This is a genomic window from Paenibacillus woosongensis (genome assembly GCF_009725165.1).
Lineage (GTDB): Bacteria > Bacillota > Bacilli > Paenibacillales > Paenibacillaceae > Fontibacillus > Fontibacillus woosongensis.
The window spans coordinates 259,263-278,015 of the sequence record NZ_WNZW01000005.1 but is presented as its reverse complement, the minus strand read 5'-3'; the positions used below and the strand labels follow the sequence as shown (position 1 = coordinate 278,015).

15 protein-coding genes and 2 pseudogenes are annotated in these 18,753 nt (G+C 47.2%); 4 read left to right on the top strand and 13 right to left on the bottom strand.

The genetic code is table 11. From position 1 onward, the window contains the following. Positions 1-153: 153 nt before the first annotated feature. Positions 154-2,148 (bottom strand): carbohydrate-binding protein, encoded by a 1,995-nt coding sequence (locus tag GNP95_RS15310; protein WP_155611734.1) that lies wholly within the window; start codon positions 2,146-2,148, stop codon positions 154-156. A 60-nt stretch (positions 2,149-2,208) separates the two neighbouring features. After that, entirely contained in the window at positions 2,209-4,248 is a 2,040-nt protein-coding gene (locus GNP95_RS15305; protein ID WP_155611733.1) for a beta-xylosidase family glycoside hydrolase, read from the bottom strand. Positions 4,249-4,577: 329 nt separating this feature from the next. Here GNP95_RS15305 and GNP95_RS15300 point away from each other — a divergent pair, with 329 nt between their 5' ends. Further along, positions 4,578-5,720, top strand: coding sequence for a glycosyl hydrolase family 8 (locus GNP95_RS15300; RefSeq protein WP_155611732.1), 1,143 nt, complete (start codon positions 4,578-4,580; stop codon positions 5,718-5,720). Positions 5,721-5,801: 81 nt separating this feature from the next. Here the strand turns inward: GNP95_RS15300 and GNP95_RS15295 are convergent, their stop codons facing one another. From GNP95_RS15295 to GNP95_RS15270, 6 genes and pseudogenes are all read right to left on the bottom strand, one after another. Next, positions 5,802-6,128 (bottom strand): hypothetical protein, encoded by a 327-nt coding sequence (locus GNP95_RS15295; protein WP_155611731.1) that lies wholly within the window; start codon positions 6,126-6,128, stop codon positions 5,802-5,804. A 22-nt stretch (positions 6,129-6,150) separates the two neighbouring features. Continuing rightward, positions 6,151-6,672: a GNAT family N-acetyltransferase gene (locus GNP95_RS15290; RefSeq protein WP_230873837.1), complete on the bottom strand. Its 522-nt coding sequence runs from the start codon at positions 6,670-6,672 to the stop codon at positions 6,151-6,153. A 107-nt stretch (positions 6,673-6,779) separates the two neighbouring features. After that, positions 6,780-7,043: a helix-turn-helix domain-containing protein gene (locus tag GNP95_RS15285; RefSeq protein WP_155611729.1), complete on the bottom strand. Its 264-nt coding sequence runs from the start codon at positions 7,041-7,043 to the stop codon at positions 6,780-6,782. A 14-nt stretch (positions 7,044-7,057) separates the two neighbouring features. Further along, positions 7,058-8,050: a hypothetical protein gene (locus GNP95_RS15280; protein WP_155611728.1), complete on the bottom strand. Its 993-nt coding sequence runs from the start codon at positions 8,048-8,050 to the stop codon at positions 7,058-7,060. A gap of 246 nt (positions 8,051-8,296) precedes the next feature. Beyond that, positions 8,297-8,422, bottom strand: a pseudogene (locus GNP95_RS15275) (S-layer homology domain-containing protein); the annotation flags it as partial. 74 nt (positions 8,423-8,496) lie between these two features. Next, entirely contained in the window at positions 8,497-9,807 is a 1,311-nt protein-coding gene (locus tag GNP95_RS15270) for an ABC transporter substrate-binding protein (RefSeq protein ID WP_155611726.1), read from the bottom strand. 308 nt (positions 9,808-10,115) lie between these two features. On the opposite strand from GNP95_RS15270, the gene GNP95_RS15265 reads away from it, so the two are divergent. Together GNP95_RS15265 and GNP95_RS15260 are read left to right on the top strand one after the other, a co-directional pair. After that, positions 10,116-11,186, top strand: a complete 1,071-nt coding sequence (locus tag GNP95_RS15265; RefSeq protein WP_155611725.1) for an LLM class flavin-dependent oxidoreductase — start codon at positions 10,116-10,118, stop codon at positions 11,184-11,186. 56 nt (positions 11,187-11,242) lie between these two features. Further along, positions 11,243-11,977: a GTP cyclohydrolase II gene (locus GNP95_RS15260; protein WP_155611724.1), complete on the top strand. Its 735-nt coding sequence runs from the start codon at positions 11,243-11,245 to the stop codon at positions 11,975-11,977. Between the two features lie 229 nt (positions 11,978-12,206). Here the strand turns inward: GNP95_RS15260 and GNP95_RS15255 are convergent, their stop codons facing one another. Further along, entirely contained in the window at positions 12,207-13,256 is a 1,050-nt protein-coding gene (locus GNP95_RS15255; RefSeq protein WP_155611723.1) for a DUF1835 domain-containing protein, read from the bottom strand. A 1-nt stretch (position 13,257) separates the two neighbouring features. Then, positions 13,258-13,806, bottom strand: a complete 549-nt coding sequence (locus GNP95_RS15250; protein ID WP_155611722.1) for an NUDIX domain-containing protein — start codon at positions 13,804-13,806, stop codon at positions 13,258-13,260. Positions 13,807-14,472: 666 nt separating this feature from the next. Between GNP95_RS15250 and GNP95_RS15245 the strand changes: the two genes are divergently transcribed. Next, positions 14,473-16,071: a GMC family oxidoreductase gene (locus GNP95_RS15245; RefSeq protein ID WP_155611721.1), complete on the top strand. Its 1,599-nt coding sequence runs from the start codon at positions 14,473-14,475 to the stop codon at positions 16,069-16,071. 42 nt (positions 16,072-16,113) lie between these two features. On the opposite strand, the gene GNP95_RS15240 is transcribed toward GNP95_RS15245, so the two are convergent. The 3 genes and pseudogenes from GNP95_RS15240 to GNP95_RS15235 form a co-directional block, all read right to left on the bottom strand. After that, positions 16,114-16,596: a DUF2628 domain-containing protein gene (locus GNP95_RS15240; protein ID WP_230873836.1), complete on the bottom strand. Its 483-nt coding sequence runs from the start codon at positions 16,594-16,596 to the stop codon at positions 16,114-16,116. 147 nt (positions 16,597-16,743) lie between these two features. Then, a pseudogene (locus GNP95_RS26765) lies at positions 16,744-16,794 on the bottom strand (hypothetical protein); the annotation flags it as partial. A 162-nt stretch (positions 16,795-16,956) separates the two neighbouring features. Then, positions 16,957-18,738, bottom strand: coding sequence for an Ig-like domain-containing protein (locus tag GNP95_RS15235; RefSeq protein ID WP_196427198.1), 1,782 nt, complete (start codon positions 18,736-18,738; stop codon positions 16,957-16,959). Positions 18,739-18,753: the final 15 nt, after the last annotated feature.

Below are 18,753 nucleotides of genomic sequence, written 5' to 3'. Positions count from 1 at the left end.
TTCAAGCTTTCTGAACTTTCACAATAACGTAAGACCGCTTTTAATTTTTCATCGGCATTAAATTTAGCCATACAAAAACTGCACCCCCAATATGTTAGATGGTGTCTAACATTAGGGGTGCAGTTCAACCTTAGGGTGGGTTCTTATTTATTGTTACCTTACAAACACAAATCTCCAGTTGTGGTCTGCCGTGCCGTTATCGTCCCATTGTACGATGTTCGCGCCTGATGTCGTGGACATGCCATTCACGCCGAGCACCTTGCCGCTGTGGCGATTGACGATCTTGTAACTGCCATTGCCCACAGGGACGAATTGCCAATCATGGTCTGCCGTGCCGTTATCATTCCATTGTACGGCCTTGGCCCCGTTTGCTGTGGACATGTTCTCAATCCCGAGCACTTTGCCGCTGCGCATATTCGTCAGCTTATAATAGCCATTATTCAAACTGTCCACCCGCCATTCGTGATCTGTCGCACCAAAATTGTTCGATTGCAGGGCCTGTGCGCCATCGGCTATAGATGCGCCTGCTATGCCGATCATCAGTCCGCTATGCTCGTTCTTCAGCGTGTACACGCGGCCGCTCTCAATATCAGATGGCTGCCCCCCGCCTGTAGAAGTGCCGAACTGCCAATAATCCAAGTTGAACAGACGCTGATTATTTGCACCTTTAAACATAAAATACACATGATGAACGCCAGTCACACGGTTTACCGTAGTTTCTCTGAGGCTCCAAGTTTGATTGCCCCCTGTCGGATTAACCTGAAGCGTTCCGATGACCTGGCCTGTCGGACTGTCAAGCCGAATTTCGATTTGTCCTCCTACCGTCGAGGCCACATTTGCTTTGAAGCTCGTCGCGCCATTCGATCCAAAGTCGGCGTTGGCGACGGCAATCCAGTCACCGTTATGAATGTCGGTTACGTTCATGTTTACGCTTGGCACCATGCCGCCAGGCGCCTGAGCAGCCTCTGTCAAAATGCCGCCCTGCCAGGCGATCGTCTCGGCTTCCGTCCGCACATACGGATTTAGATTTTTAATCTGCGAAACGCCTTTCATCGTTCCCTGAATCGGGTTGATTTCTCCATTGCCGGCATACGTCAGCTCATTGATATGAGGGGAACGATACCCCAATCCATCGCCAAGGATAGCTTTGCTCACAGTCTGGGCATGGTAGGCTATATACCACTTATTGTTGAATGAGAAGATAGAATGGTGGTTATTGCCCCCGACGCCGAAAAACTCATACGGATTTTTTAAGATCGATTTTACATAAGTAAACGGCCCCATCGGGTTATCGCTCACCATGTAGGCAATTTCTCCAGGAGGAGGGGTTCCCGGCGGATGATTTCCGCCAAAGTTGGAGCAGTAGGAATAATAATATTTGCCGTTATATTTGTGGATTCCCGAGTCTTCAAAAAAGAACGGAGCGTCAATGACCTGCGCGCTGCCTTCTGTATGAATCATATCATCGCTTAGTTTGATGACGCGGGCAGTCTTGGGACTCGCCCATTGCTGCTGCGTCGGACTGTTGCCGCCAGGAATTCCCCCGCCAAAATACAGATAGCCGGTGCCATTATCATCGACTAAGACGGCCGGATCAAACAGCCATACAACGCCCGCAACGCCAGGTGTGTTCAAGGTCACCAGCGCTCGTCCAAGCGGATCTGTCCACGGCCCTATCGGGCTGTCTGCGGTAAGCACGCCAAGCCCTCCTGCACTATTGGAGAAGTAGAGGAAGAATTTATCCTGTCCGTTGATCTTCTTATGAGCAGCCGCCGGTGCCCACGAACCGCTGGCCCACTTGGCAATCCCGTTTGGTCCCGCGACAGGAATAGCGCCGTGATCCGTCCAGTTCACCATATCGTCTGAAGAAATGACATGGACTTTGTTCAAATTGCTGAACGAATTCGATTTGATTTTTCCGCTGCTATCGTATTCATAAGCATCGCTGGACATGTATAGATAGACCCTGCCGTTATAGGTCATCGCAAACGGATCAGCCCCAAGCTTATGATCCATCAGCGGATTGCCGTTGCCAGGGGTTTTGGCGATCGCCGGCGTTTCAGCGTGCGCGGCCTGTCCTTGGAACATCCCCATTCCTATCAGCACAAAGGTTAATAGTAAAACTATAACTCTCTTATTTGTTTTCATTACCATATCCTCCCCATTGTTCAAAATAAAACGTGTGTGCGTTAGCATTTCATATTTTCGTCATCGTACGAACGAGAATGTCCAGTTGTGATCCGCCGTGCCGTTATCGTCCCACTGCAAGATTTTTGCGCCTGCCGTCTTGGACATGCCGTCCACGCCGAGCACCTTGCCGCTATGACGGTTCACCAATTTATAGCTGCCGTCCCCTACGGGAGCGAGCTGCCATTCATGATCCGCCGTGCCATTGTCATCCCATTGTATGACGGAAGCGCCATTCGCCGTGGACATGTTCTCAACCCCCAGCACCTTGCCGCTATGGATATTCGTCAGCTTGTAGTAACCGCTGCTTAAGCGGTCAAACCGCCACTGATGATCCGTGCTGCCATTATCGTTCCATTGGACGGCCTGCCCTCCATTTACTGTGGACATGCCGGAAATACCGATAACCATACTGCTGTGCGCATTCCTCAGCTTGTACACCGATCCGCTTTGTACAGGTGACTGCGGGGACTCTCCTGATCCCCCTGTCCCTGTCATCCGGTTCTCGATTCTAAAATAATCGAAATCTACATACCCGCCAGCCGATTGTGTTGCGTAGTTAAATAAGGCAAACCGGTATCCCATAAAATGCGGCAGAGTGTAGCTCATCTGCAGCGTGTTGCCAATGGCTGTCCACCGGTTGCCGTCCAGGCTGTAATAGAAGTAGGCTTTGTCGGTATTATTTTTAAAATCCATTTCCACTTTGAAGTAGACATTGTTCTGTGCAAGAGGCACACTCGCGACTTCTACCGGAGCTGTCCCGCTTCCATTGACCATGATGATCGATTTGGAATTCCCGGACATTTTTACGCCGACGAATCCGTAATTTTTCTGTAAAGCGGCAAGCCCTGCATAGTCCCCGCTTTTCATCCGGCTTACATCGAGGGCAATTCGCCCAGAGCTTTCCGGCCCGATGCTTCTTTGTGTCAGTGAGTTGCGCGCGTCCAAAATGCCCGTGCTGGTCCGTCCGGTCTTCAGCCGCATAAATCCCGGGCGCTCGGTTAGAGACCAAAGATTGTTGTCGGGATTGTGATTCCACTGCCATACGAGCGGAAGCCGGGTTTGATCGAATTCATCGGAAGCCACGATCTTATGATTGGAATTTACCCCGGGAACAGGCATTGGCATTTGCGCTGGAATCTGGCCATTCACGCCGAATACTGGCCAAGCATTCTGCCAGGTAACTGGAACAAGGAAGGGGGTGCGCCCTACAGATCCATGATCCTGGAAGAGCATGCCGTACCATTTGCCATCCGGCGTATCTACAATTCCGCCTTGAGCGACGCCAGCAAAATCCAGAGCAACCCGCCCTTCATATGGCCCCGTAATGCGATCCGCTCTAAAAACCAATTGCGTGCGGCCTTTTCCCTGCGGCCAGGTGATCAGGAAGATGTAATACTTGCCGTTTATTTTTTGAATATGCGCTCCCTCGGCCGGGAGCCCGACATTAGGACCTGCCACCAGGCTGGCGTTGGGAATAATGACCTGATTTAACCCGCCCGGCTTTACGGCGCTGGCATCCGCAGTGAGCTCAGTAAGGCGAATATCGCCACCGCCATGAACAAGGTACACCCTGCCGTCATCATCGAACAGCAAAGACATGTCATGGTAAAAGCCGATCGTGGAGCGAGTCCATGGCCCTTTTTCAATATCCCGCGTCTTGTAGATGAATGTATTGCCCGCTGTGCTGGAGGAAAAAACCACATAGTAGGTGCCGTTGTGATATCTTAAGCTGCTGGCCCATGAGCCTTTGCCATACTCATTCTGACCATTCCTCAGCGCCTGTGCGTCTGAATCCCCTAGCGTATCGTATACATAATTGACAATTTCCCAATGGACAAGATCATAGGATTTCATGATCGGCACGCCGGGGTTCATATGCATCGTCGTACTTGTCATGTAGAAGGCATTCCCCACTCTAATGACATCCGGGTCCGGCACATCGGCCCACAGGATAGGATTCTCAAACGAATTCTGATCCTCTGCAGCATGCAGGCCGGGAGATATGAATACCGCCATCAATGTAAGCGTTGCCAAAACCAAGCAAAATTTTTGCCTCATCTCTGATCATCTCCTTTCTTGAAACAATTAACTGGACATTCGCAGAATCCTAATCCCCCCCTTTCGACAAAAGTTCGCGCGATCTGCCTCCCTCCAGATCAAATCTAGCAATTAATTACATTTTTTCAAGTTAATTTTATGATCATTCCATCGAAATCTAAATGGAATTTTTTGTTTGTTTATTGCACTTTCTTTTTTGCAGTAACCCGATAGACTCCTGTATCTTACTATTAGAGAAATACTAATATTTCTGGGGAAAGCGCTTTAATTTACTCAACTCCTGCTGTGCTATGATATAGCCAAATGATGAATAGACGGAGGTTGACGATATGTCTGCGAACCAATTAGGTGCTTTTTATACGAAAGAATACAGAAACATGTTCAAGGAGCTCGGCTATTCCGAAACGGAAATTGAAGCCAAGCTGGAGCAGGTATGGAACGATCTATTCTATGGAGAGCCGGATGTACGGATCTATCATCCGATGGGTGACGATAAAGGCTATATTCTCGATACCGGCAATTTGGACGTGCGGACAGAGGGCATGTCATACGGGATGATGATGGCTGTGCAAATGAATAAGAAAGAAGAGTTTGACCGGCTGTGGAATTTCTCGAAGACATTTATGCAGCATAAGGAAGGGCCCTACGCCAATTATTTTGCCTGGCATTGCAAGCCGGACGGAACCCGCATCTCCCACGGTCCTGCACCGGACGGAGAGGAATTTTTCGCGATGGCCCTGTTCTTCGCGGCCAGCCGTTGGGGAGACGGGCCGGAGCCCTATAACTATTCCGAGCAGGCACGAACGATTCTAAGAGCATGCTTGCATCAGGGGGAAAACGGCGAAGGCGATCCGATGTGGGACCCGGAAACGAAGCTGATCAAATTCATACCGGAATCTAAGTTTAGCGATCCGTCATATCATCTCCCCCATTTCTACGAGTTGTTTGCCCTGCTAGCCGACGAGCGGGATATGAAGTTTTGGAGGGAGGCCGCCAAGGCCAGCCGGGCTTACCTGCATACGGCATGCCATCCGGAAACTGGCCTCGCTCCAGAATATGCGAATTATGACGGTACGCCGGCAGAGCCGCAGCCCCATGGCGACTTCCGTCATTTCTACAGTGATTCCTACCGGGTGGCCGCCAATATCGCCCTGGATTGGGTATGGTTCCGCCAGGATCCCTGGCAGGTCGAGCAGTCCAACCGGATTCAGGCATTTTTCCGGGACATCGAGGTTTCCGACTATCGCCGCTACACCATTGACGGGAAGCCGTTCGATGAGCCAGCGCTGCATCCAATCGGCCTTCTGGCGACCAATGCGGCGGCTTCCCTCGCCGCCGACGGCCCGGACGCGGAGCATTTTGTCCGCCTGCTCTGGAACACGCCGCTTCGTACCGGCGACCGCCGCTATTATGACAACTGCCTGTACTTCTTCAGCCTGCTGGCGTTGAGCGGGAATTATCGGATTTACTAATTGCGATAGCTGGCAGCAATCCTAGATACAAAGGCAGGACAACTTAGCGTCGTCCTGCCTTTTATCCTTCTTGATCAATTCCTAAAATCCATACCTCTCACCTCTCTTATCTTCATCCACCCTATTTTCTTGTTTCCGGTATTTGATATAATCTACTACAAGTTTTATAAGATATATGATCAGCAGCACTGAGACCCCATACGTTGGTAAAATGTGTACCTCATACTGCTCTAGGGTTGTAAAGATTTTTAACCGATATATGTTGAATTCTACATCTGTGATTACAGCTTCTGTGAATCTTATCATCCCCAATACCGCATACAAATGAACAGCCAGCTTAATACATGCTCCAAAAAGAATAATGAAGCTTCCTATTTCCGCTGACTGATTAAATCTAAATTTTCTCATGTGATCCCCCTTTAGAATCCAATTAGTGCTCTAGATCATCCACTCTTAGAATCGTGAATTCCTGCCTTAACAGGGACATTACAATCAGAGATTCGTACTGATCGCCATTCTTAATGCATTCTCTTAATATGCCCTCCTGCTTGAACCCTAGAGCTGAATAAAGCTGCTTCGCTCTCTCATTATATTCTTTCACATCCAGCCATACTCGATGAGCACTTAGCCCATCAAATACATATTGTAAAATCGCCTTGATGGCTTCTCTTCCATATCCTTTATTTTTCTCTGCAATCACAATTCGGACCAGCTCAATGCTATGATGCGGGCTGTCGAGGCCTGCCAAGATCAAATACCCCACCAAGTTCGCAACCTGATCCTCTATAACTATATGCCTCTTATCCGAGTCGCACAACGCAGCCATATGCTGGTCCCTGGGCCAAGGTATAATATAGGCTATGTTCTCATGTTCGTTTTCAATTGCTAACACCATCTCTAAATCAGAGGCCATAGTTGGCCTATAGGTCAGCCTTTCGGATTTCAATAACATACTAGAATTCATTCTCCTTGACCCCTCTTGAAATATAATATGTGCTCACTCATGAAATAACCCAGCCCTTGTTAGCTGCTATAATTTAGGCTGGGTCTACAGTGTGCTTATGGATTCTTATTGAGAGCTTCTTTAATTTGCGGGATCGATAAGCCGCTTGATTTCAGTTCCTTAATGAAATGAATGCGCACGACGGTCTCCTCTCTTTTATATCGGCGTGTCAGATTTTCCTCCGCCTGTGTGAAAGGCAGCATTCCCTCTTCTGTATAAAATTTCAATGTACTATAGCGAGAATCCGTAAGCCGTACTAATTCACCTATAGTTACGAACTCAGAGGCCAATATGGCCTCCATAGAACGCTGTCTGGACATGATTCAAGACTCCTTTAAATTAGGGGCTTCGGGATTAGACGCACACCATGGATCGGCACTCTCCCGTAAATGGCATGCGGAATCGCTTGATACACAATATTATCTATCTTAATTGTTGGAATCTGCCCTTCCTGCAGCACCGTAACAGTATGGCCTTTGGATTCCAGCCGCTGCTTTACATCATGCAATCTTGCAGCTGGATTGGAGAACATCGCCTCCAGGTCGATAAAAACAGCCTGCGAGCGTTCCAGGATGGGGAACAAAAAATTCAAACCGCTGCCCACTTGTGTCTTTACTGCCCCTTTTTTCATACGGAAAAATTGTTTCGCTGCTAATTCGATGCCGCGATGAATGCGGATGGGATACAAGGCTTTAGCCAGCGGAGCACCTTGATACAATTTATACATTCGGGCACTTACTATATCCAGCTCATTCCGCGAAAAAAAATCATGCATGCATCCGCTCTCGCGAAGAAGCCAAAGCATGCAAATCGTCTCATCCGTTACCGGGCCATCCTCCAGAATTTCTGCCCGGATATTCTCTGAAATGCTGGAATATTCCTGAATATCGCTGCGATATTCCTTGATATTAACGCCTGCAGAGTCAAAATACAGGTCACACCCCAATAGATGGGGGATTTCCTCAAGCAGCCCCAATTCCTTAAGAGAGCCGGATACAGCCTGTTCTAGCTTTTTTAACGTTGATCCGGGAAGCATAGAGGCTCTTTTCAGCCAATCCCTCAAATCCCATGATTTCTTAGCATTTTGGCGGGCCAAGGATTTTAAAATAATCTCCTGAAAAAGCATGGTATGAGATTGCTCAAGGACATCCTTCTTCAGAGCTAATTGATTCTTAGTTTGTGTAAAGCCTTGGTCTAGATAGACTTCGAGAATAACTGCTGCGGCTATGCAGCGGAGAGCCACCTTCTTGGCTGTAATCATCTCAAGACTTCTCTGCGCATTTAGCGCCAACATGGAAAAGCTTTGTGTCAATTGCAAATCCGTCATTATAATCCTCTCCTAATCATCATTTCTTCAACTGATGCTTACTTGATGTGAGGAATCATTCGGTTAGCGCAATTCATTGTTTGTCACTTACTACTTATTACTTATCACTTACTGCCTACTTTATATTTTAATTGTTTTTCTTGTCAATTGCTACGTCAAATGCACATCCTAACCCTTTGAATCAATACAACAAACACAAAAAAAGCGAGTCTGCGCAAGCCGCGCAAACCCACTCAATACTTTTTATTATAGCTCCAGCATTCTGAGGATAGTTACCGCCGCTTCCGCACGGGTCGCCGTGTCGGCTGGTACAAATTGATTCCCCCCGCGGCCCTCCATAATGCCAAGTGAGCGTATCGCTTCTGCCGCGCCTTTAGCCCACTGCGGAAACCTAAGGCTTGGACGTTGCTGAGCTTATAACTGGAACGATGGGCCAATCAAAACTTCTACTTACTCACGGAGTTAAGCGATAATTGCAGCTCCTCCTCTATAAGCTGTAGAGATTCTTGAACGGTCCGCTGCTCAGACAGTATTTCAGACATATATCTCGGTGAGATTTCATCAATCTTGGCGAGCACTTCTGAAGGCAGCTCCCTTAGTTCATTAATTAAAGTATTACTTGCTCTTTCCAATTTATAAAAGGCTTGAATCGATTCCTCCTGATTCTCGCTTACTCTTGCCGGCAAATCAACGGTATTGATCTGCGGGAGGAGCCTTGCATAATCATTCCCGGAAACATACTTCATAAACTCCCAGGCCCCCTCGTTCTCCTGATTGTTTGATGGAATCGTAAAAATGTCATTCATCTCTATCCCATTTCCCAGATCCGGATGTTCTGCGCTAACCGGAAGTGTTGTAATTCCCCACGCAAACTCCCTGTCTTTTTCATCTAAAATTCGATATAAGGATGAATCGGCAACCGCCATCGCAATATGTCCGGATAAGAAAGGATAGCTTTCTTTCTGTAGGTCTTCTAACTTTAACGATTGCGTTGATTTTGTCTGATGGGGATCAAAACAGACCCGCGATTTAAAACACGATGTCACCTCTTCAAAAACTTTCTCCCAAGACGGAGAATTTAGAGTGAATTTTCCGTTTCCATACACTGATAAACCGCTGCCTTCCCCTATGGTTAAAGCCATCATAAAAGGATTGGCCGTTTTTTTATGGTGAAATCCATATTGTGGAGTCTGATCATCTGTAAAGTTTGGAAACTTATGAGCTAGCTCAAAGACTTCATCCCATGTCATAAAATCTCTAGGATAGGATAAACGATAATGATCGAAAAGGTCTTTGTTATAAAATAGCGCATCCCCTACAAAGGTTGCAGTCAGCCCGTGAATTTGGCCCTGCTCGTCCCTAAGAAAATCAAGGATCGCCGGCGAATAATTGGCCAGATCGAAGCGATCTTTAGTAATCATTTCATCTAACGAAAGCAATTTGCCTTTCTTCTGAAGTACAGAGTAGGAATCCATGGGAATGGATAAGACATCTATATTTTCCTGCGCTATAAGCTGTTCGATGGTATCAGTCATGTGCATTCCAGGCGTTAAATTTTCGTAAATTGAAATAACTTCCAGATAGTAGTTGGGATGCGTTGCAAGAAAAAAGTTCCCGTAAAGCTGATTAAATCCCTTTTCACTAAAAGCAAGAATTCTTAGGGTTTTGGGCTCCTGTTTTTTTTCAGGCTGCGCCTGACAGCCAGTTAATAAAATTAGAAGGCATAATAACAATAAGCAGAGCTTCTTCATTTGCATATTCCTCTCCTATTTTGCTGTTTTGATAGACGAAACCCGGCCTTCGATTACTCCATTTTAGGCCGGGTCGTGAGTTGTCTGGATATTCTCTTGCCTTGCTTGCATCTTCCATATTCCCTGTTCCTATTCAATATCCTTCCACAACTATACATCTTATTCCTAAAATACACTCGGAAAGGAACTTAATAATTGTTAGTTCCTTTATTAACCTCTTTGTATTATGATATAATTATAAGTTATTGCATTAACCAACCATGGATTGCAAACAATTCGAATACACGGCAATTCTTAATGAAGGGGTTCCAACAATGAACGACAGCATACAGAACAAGCATCAAGGAATTGAAATTGGAGTCTACACTCTCGGCGATCTTGTGCCTGATCCGCATCGAGGACAAACCATTAGCAGCCGGCAGCGGCTGTTGGATATGATTGAAGCGGCTAAGCTGGCTGATGAAGCCGGATTAGATATATTCGGAGTTGGCGAACATCATCGTCTAGATTATGCGGCTTCGTCCACCTCGGTTATTTTAGCGGCCATCGCACAAACTACAAAGCAAATTAAATTAACCAGCGCGACAACCGTTCTGACGACTACGGATCCGGTTCGGCTGTTCGAGGAGTATGCCACACTAGACTTATTATCGAATGGACGGGCTGAAATCATAGGTGGACGCGGGGCTTTCCTGGAGTCTTTTCCTCTGTTCGGCTATGACCTGAATGATTATGATGAACTGTTCATGGAGAACTTCGAGCTGTTCCAGCAATTAAATCAACAGGAGAGGGTTTCTTGGCAGGGCAAGTTTCGTGCTCCCCTTCAAGAAGCGGAAATTGCACCACGCCCCATACAGACGCAAATTCCCATGTGGATCGGTTCAGGCGGGTCGCTGGTCAGTGCGGAACGGGCTGGACAGCTCGGAACCGGCATGGCTCTGGCGATCCTTGGGGGTGCTCCTAATCGATTTCAAGCTTTGGTGGAAGCATACCGTGCAGCTGGAAACGCAGCAGGCCACAAGCCACTCGATCTAAAGGTCGCTATTACAGGCCACGGTTACATTTCTGCTACAACGCAGCAGGCCAAAGACGAATATTACCCATACTACGCCAATTATCGGCAATATGTAGATCGTCAGCTTGGAAAAACCAGCGCAACCCTGTCGCGCGAGGAGTTCGAACAAATGACCACTCCGGAAACGGCCTTATTTGTAGGAGATCCGCAATTAATCATCGACAAAATGATGTACCAATACGAGCTATTTGGCCACCAGCGGTTCATGTTACAGCTTGACGTCGGCGGCATTCCCTTTTCTAATGTTGCACGAAGCATAGAACTGCTGGCAACAAAGGTTGCCCCGGTCGTTCGCCAACATACAAGCTAAGCAGTTGCAGAGCCACGCACCTGACCTATAACATTATGCGATAAAGGAATGATTCGATGTCGGATACGAAGCTAGAACCTAAAGCACTGGATATTTTAAAAGATAAAATTCAATTAATCCAGACCGAGGAAGGCGGCATTTACCTCGTTGGACCGATCAAACTGCCCGTCGACCTGGACGGTGAGACCGTCATTTTCCAATGGTATTGCTGGCTCAGCCGCTGCCAAGTCACAGATAATTTTCAGGAAATCATCGACCAGCTGTCCTCCGCAAGCTTAGCGGAATACCAGCAATCAAGCGTACTCGTGTACGGCGACTTCAAAAATGCCGACGAAGCCTTGATTCGCATGCATTCGATCTGCCACACAGGCGACATCTTCGGCAGCCAAAAATGCGATTGCGGTTACCAGCTGAAGAAATCCATGAAGAACATTGTGGAGCACGGTACAGGCGCGCTGTTCTACCTGGCCAACCATGAGGGGCGCGGCATTGGATTATTCAGCAAAGCGATGGCTTACGTGCTGCAAGAGAACGGATACGACACCGTCGAAGCTAATTTAAGCCTCGGCTTCGTCGACGATTCCAGAAACTACACCGATGCGCTAAGCGTGCTGCGAACTCTTCGCACCAAGCCTGTAACGCTTATGACCAACAATCCTAAGAAGCTCGAAGCCCTGCAAAAAGCCGGCCTCGCCTTATCTGGAAGAGAACCAATTTGGGGCGGCGAATCAGCCTTCAACGAGTTCTATTTGCAGACCAAGGTGCAGCGTTCGGGGCATTTGGAGGAATAGGATTTTTAACCCTATAAGCCCGGATATAACAAGGCCCGGCCTTAGATTGCTTATCTAGGATCGGGCCGTCTTTTTCACTTTGCCTCAGTTAGCACAAAAAGTTAATTTCTCTTAGAAATTCTTCTGTATCCAGCAGTGTTCTTTGATAGGGTTGATTATCATAGTTCCCATAGTTAAAAAAGCCATGCCCTAACCCATCAAATTGCCGATTTGGCGTTCTTTATATGGGTTAGCCATGTTTGCGCCGGACGCTATAGAATCTCATCGCTGCAGGGAGCCCTTTAATTTCAAGGGTGCCGTTATAAATCAGCTCTCTCAAACGATATTCGAAATACGAGTCCCCCACATATTGCTCGCAATAACCTATCGCCTCTCCGATCAGGCGGGCTGCTTTCACAAAACCATGATCACCGGCGGGCGGCTTTAGCTTGTCCAGCTTGTCCAGCAGATATGAATCATAGTAATCCGCAGGTACTCCGAGCACTGAACCTCCCCGCCAAATACGCAGGGTCGCGGTTTGCTCCGAGATTGCCTGCCATTCCTGCACTAATCGCATCAGATCAGCGTGGCTCAGTGGGCTGCATTCTTCGATGCGGCGGAGTGCTTCCTGGAGCTTGTCAGACGGGACTTCCCCCGAGTGCCTGTAATCCATTCTGGCATCTGGCCGGTTATAGAGCTCTTCACAAATTGCGCAAGCGTTGCACACCGTTAACGTATTGCGTTTGTTCTGCAGCAGATGAATCACATGCCGCATTCCTGCCTGCTCGCAGGCGTTGCTGCTGGTCCAGACAATGATTTTCGCTGGTTCAGGAATACGCGTCAGCTTGTCTACAAGCATGCCGTACTCTTCTTCAACTTCCACATCGTCCTCAAAAGAGTCCGTTATATGATCCCGGAACCATTCACGGCGGGCCGCCCTGCCTTCCGGGGAGTCCAGCTCGCCCAAAGGACCAATGGCGTAATTCTCCCTCAAGGTAATTACCTTATGCGTCTCTGCCCAACCGAGCTCTTTCAGCGCGTATTTCATACTTCCCGCAAAAGAATCACCGATCACGATATGAACATGGGTGCAAGTCGGAACAGGATCCCAGAAGCCTCTTTGCTGCTGAAGCCCCATCAATCCATCATAAAGCTCAAGCAGCTTCGTGATCGAATCTTCACCAGGCTCGCCCTGATCCCGCAGCCGCTTGATTTCCACAAGTATAAAACCCAAATACGACCGCAGTTCTGCGTGTCCCAGGGAATCTATTGCCTTCTTAATAGATTGTAGATCTTCCATTTCAGTTCTCTCCCAAACCGGTTTTTATGCTATAAGCAAGCCTGTACAGATCAGCGATGTCGAATCGACCGATCGATTCGAACCTTCTAACCGCATCGTCTATACTAACCGCTTCCACGGAGACAACCATCTCGCCGTCAGCCGGATTCAGCGGCTCCGAGACGATCCTTACTTCTCCCAGGACCATCAATCTAATAAAATTGGGATGAGGGATATGCGGCCGATATGGCTCCTCTGCACTGGAATAGCAATAGAAGTGCCCAAACACTTCAAAGTTGCTTATCTCCGCACCTAACTCCTCAAGCATTTCCCTTCTTAAACACTCGAAATAGCTCTCCCCAGGTTCCATCGTTCCGCCCGGCAGCTCCCATCGGCCATCATCCAATTGCATGACCACACACTTTGATCCTATAAACGGAATCATGCTTATATTGCTCACCAAAGCCTCATTGAAATCCTTGCCAAGCTTGAATTGGCTAGACACTTGTTTCCAGTGGATAGGCTTTTTCAATGCAGGTACGTTGTCCAAGTAATTAGCGATATCATTCATATCAGTGCAGGCACCTTTCACAAAATGACCCAGCCTTAGATAGTTTCTACTTTAATCCAGGTCATTTTTTTCTAAATATATTCCATTATTATACATCGAATACCCGAGTATACCCAACTTCATAGCCCTTTGAACACTTCTATAAACAAGTAAATATGTAAAAATGGAAAACCAACTAGACATATTACAATAAGCATCATAATTCTTTTTTCTATATATGATTTCATCGGTTCCATTTTCTTTAATCTCCCCCGACCTAATAACAAAACCAATAAAATTGCTAAATTAACGAGCACCAACAAAAAATTAAATGATCTATCTGAATTCAATAGAATGTATAGAGTGAGAAAAAAACTTATTGGTATTAAAAAGTAAAACATTCTTATAGACCAATTAAATAACTTAAGCATGCTTCCACCAGCTAATGCATTCAGAATCGAAGCTACCACAATATAAACTATAACGAAAATAATAGTAAGAAAAATCGCTTTATCCATTCTACTCTCCTACTTGTGTTTTTTATAAAACTTTGAGACCACCCATGAGCCGGTCGTTTAACCTTCACGATAATTCATGATGCATCTAAGGCATTTCCGGAATAGACTGGCACACAGCATCGAACAACGCAATACTCTACAGTAGTCTATTATAAAAAGGAGTGCTCCGATGAAAGGGAAATCATCTTTTGATTATATCGTTATAGGTACGGGACCAGCAGGCGCAGTCATTGCCAAAACGCTGACAGATGATAAGAAAACTTCAGTACTCGTCATCGAGGCGGGCGAAAATCATGATAAAGACAAACCCATTATGGACTCAAGCTTTGCCCTGGAACTGGAGGAGAACTTTTTCCCCAATTACTTCTGGCAAGGAGAAGGCGTCCCGCAAGAGAACCTGGATGATCGATCTTTTGAATGGACAACCGGCCGCCTCTCCGGCGGCGGATCTTCCATTAACGGTGAGCAGTATGTGCGTCCAACCACAGCGGTGCTTAGAGAGTGGGAACAGTTACTCGGCCCCATTTGGTCCCCGGATAAAGCCATTCGTCGATTTAAACGACTAGAAAATTATAATGGTGAAACCGATAACGTTAGGGCGCGCGGGTTTCACGGAAGAATAGACATCAGGCAAGCGCCTTCGGAACCAACGCCCCTGGCGGATAAGCTCGCCCTCGCCATTGAGCAAGCCACCGGATTTCCTAGCATTCTTGACTACAATGATCCTGATACTCCACTCGGTCCATTCACCCGCTGGCAATTGTATCAAAAGCCAAATGGAGACCGGGAAAGCTCGTCAACCGCTTTTCTGTCCTCCGATATCGTGACATCCTCTGGCCGAGGCAAGAATGGACGCAAACTAACCGTTTACTATAAGACAACAGCCCTTCGCGTGCTTTTTGACCGCAAACGGGCTATAGGCGTAGAGTTATTAAAAGAAGGGAAGTTCATTAAAGTATTTTCGCGAAAAAAAGTGATCATTTCAGCAGGAATCAATAGTGCCCAATTGTTAATGCTATCGGGAATAGGACCGGCCAAATCTCTAAAAGCAGCGGGAATACCTGTCATTGTTCATAATCCGAACGTAGGCCAAAGATTAAAAAATCACACATTAAACTCCGCTGTGTTTACAACGAACCCCGATGATGCTGCACTGCCTTCCAATGATCCGGATGCGCTATACACAGGAGGAGCCTTCTTGCCTGACCCCACTGGAACAAAACCTGACCGTAGAGCCGTACAACTGATTGGAATCGGTTCGGATGGCATGTTAACCATCGCGATTCTATATTTGCGGCCCAAGAGCCGGGGATCCATTACCATTCAAAATAAGGATCCGCTAAACATTGTGTTGGCTGATGAAGGATTTCTGTCAGATCCAAGAGACATGGAAGCAGTTAAAAATATTTATAAAATATATATCAAAAAAATTGCAGCCGAACTGGCAAGCATCGATCCTTCTATCCGTCTCGTAACACCGAGTTTGAATGTTATAGATGATGATTTGCAGCTAGAACAGTTTATTAAGGAAAACTTCGATCATAATCATCACCAGCAAAGCTTCCTTCGGATGGCCCCAAGAAACAAGGGCGGAGTCGTTGATCGTCTAGGAAATGTGTACGGGGTGAAAGATCTAATCGTCGCCGACGCCTCCCTCAATCCATTTACGGTGGACGGCAATACTTCTGCCGCTGCGTTCCTTATCGGATATACGATTGCTAATCGGCTGCGCAATCGTTCTAGAATTGCGGATCGGGACGAAGAGTAATTATAGGCTAGGTATATAAAATCTACCTTCCATATCGAGATCCTACAATAATGCGTCCTCAATAATGAATTCAATAGCAGCGGTTACAATAAAAATTACAATGGCATACACAATTCCCCATCCTGAGGTCCCGCCTTTTTGGATAGCTAGATTACGACGTACTTCAGGGTCACTATGATATTGCATGATCTTATCAATCGTTTTTTTAGATTTTTTATAATACATTTGATTAGCCAAAATCGCCATCCCAATACCCATTCCTGCAAATCCACCACTCGACTCTGAACCTAGCAGCATTAAAAATATGGACATCAGGGATAATACTCCAATATAAATTGCACATTCCGCATACATTTTTCGATAACCCAACCAAATGGGACCGAACAGGAACATAGGCCAGTTCCATTTCGATTTCCTCATCACTTTTTCAAAATATTTATCTTTTTTTATATGTAATCGTAAAAGATGAGTCAGCTCATCCTCGCTGGATTGCTGGTATGTACCATAGGGTGGCGGCGGTGGCATGTAGGATCGTGTTGATGACGGTACGGGAGGTGCCCCTGGCATTCGTGGTACTGGCGGTGGCCCTGATGCTGGCACTCGTGGCGGCGGCGGTGGTACCTGCCCTACAGCCTGCGGAACAAGCTTCATTCCACAGTGCTCACAAAATTGAGCCGATGCATTTAGCCGCCTCCCGCATGATGAACAAAATTTGTAATTCAATCCGTTCAGTCCTTCCTTTATGTATTAATGAAGAGAACATCAAACCTACTATGTATATAGTAAAATCATACCAAATTGGCTGAGAGGATGGAACCGGCGCAAGACAAATAAGGATGTCTGAAGCTTCTGCTTCAAGACATCCTTAAGAAGGATTATCCCACACTAAATCGCTTGATAAGGACGAACCACCCACACGCTGGCTCTGTACGTCATTCCGTTATAAACTGCCGTGATATAGGTTATTCCTGGACTTATTCCGCGGATGTTTCCAGCCTCATCCAAAGAGACGATATTGGGGTCATCCACGGTAAATACGGTCTCCTTTGTAACCAGGGAAGTTAGGCCCGATTCATCCGTAAAATAGGCGGCCACGTCAAGCTCAGTTCCCACCGACAAGGAATACTCGTCCGAATCGAGGAAAAAGTAACCGGGGCCTGGCTGCTCACCCGTCACTTCAACGGACATGCTTGCCTGCATCCCCTCATAGGTAGCCGTAATCCGCGTCGTTCCGGGGCTAATGCCTGTAATATTTCCGAACTGGTCGATGCTCGCGATATTTGGATCCAGCGATTCGTATACCGCAGAATACGTCACATCCGTCACCGTAGCGTCCTTATATACGGCATTAACGACGCTGGGTGCCGTTTGCCCTGCGGCTAGCTTAAGCTGATTCGGTTGAAATTCGATCCGTGACAGTTCCGGATCCGCAGGTGTCTGACTGGATAGAGCAATTTTCGTCAGCTGCATCATTCTGGGTCCAACTTCTGAATCTAGACTTCCCGCAACGACAAGACCTTGATCATACCCAGAAATCCCGTACCGTCCAAGCGACAAGAAGGGTTCTCCGAAAAAGTGCTTTTGGACCGGCCTCCCGTTCTCGTCCGTCACTATGATTTGGTACCCGAAGGAGTTTTCCTTGCTGCCACCCGTCTTCAGCTTGGCAACGAACAGGTAGCCGCTATCGTGAAGCTGGGTATGAATGAGATCCTGAATCGCTTCTCCGGTTAACGAATCCAGCGTCAGGTCCGACAATACAGTTCCCGCGGAACTTATAGTTTGCAGATAGTAGCGATTCTCACCTTTGTTATAGCGAGTCAAAATCATGTTCCCATCTCGGGAAGGAATCATCGAGTGGATTTGATCGTGCTCATTCCTTTTCACCCATACTAGTTCTCCGCCTCGGTTTATTTTCGCAATGACCGCTAAAGAGCCACTGATCTCAGAACTGCTCATCCTCCCGGCAACGATGACCGAACCATCAGGTAGAGCAACTATGTCACGGAATGCGGCCCATGTCCCGATAAGATAAGTATTCGACCACAGCACTTCACCTTCCCCGTTGATTTTGATCATATAACCAGGGGTTCTATCAAAGTTCGAGGACACGCTCCCCGTGATCACAAAGTTCCCATCCGAAGTTTCCATGATTACATCCGCTGAATGCGTATAGATGGACAATAAGCGATATTCCTTCTTCCACAGGAGCTCACCGTCAGGACTGAACTTGGCAACAAAAGGATCATAGCGTGGCCTTCCGTAATCAATATCGCGAACATCCCCACCGACCAGAATGCTTCCATCGGAAGCCTCCAGAACGGAAAGCCCACTATTGCTGGCATAAAATCCTGTCTTTTCGTGAAGGAAGTTGATTTCTTCTCTCCACACCATTTCACCGCTGCCGCTCACCTTAAGCACAACAGCGCTCATGCCGTCAGAAAGCGAGGAGCCTTGTTTACCGACGGCAACGTAACCTCCATCCGAGGTCTTCGTAACCGCCTCTCCACCCAAGCGGGGAGATTCCGGGTCGCTTCCTTTTAACAAATGCGACCATTCGACAATAGCTTCTTCCTCCGACATCTCTGCGTAACCATTTCCAGCCCATCCCGACCACAATAAAACAAAGGCAAGGGATACGACAAAGGGCTTGTACCATTGCTTGATCAATTGCAGCACTCCTCC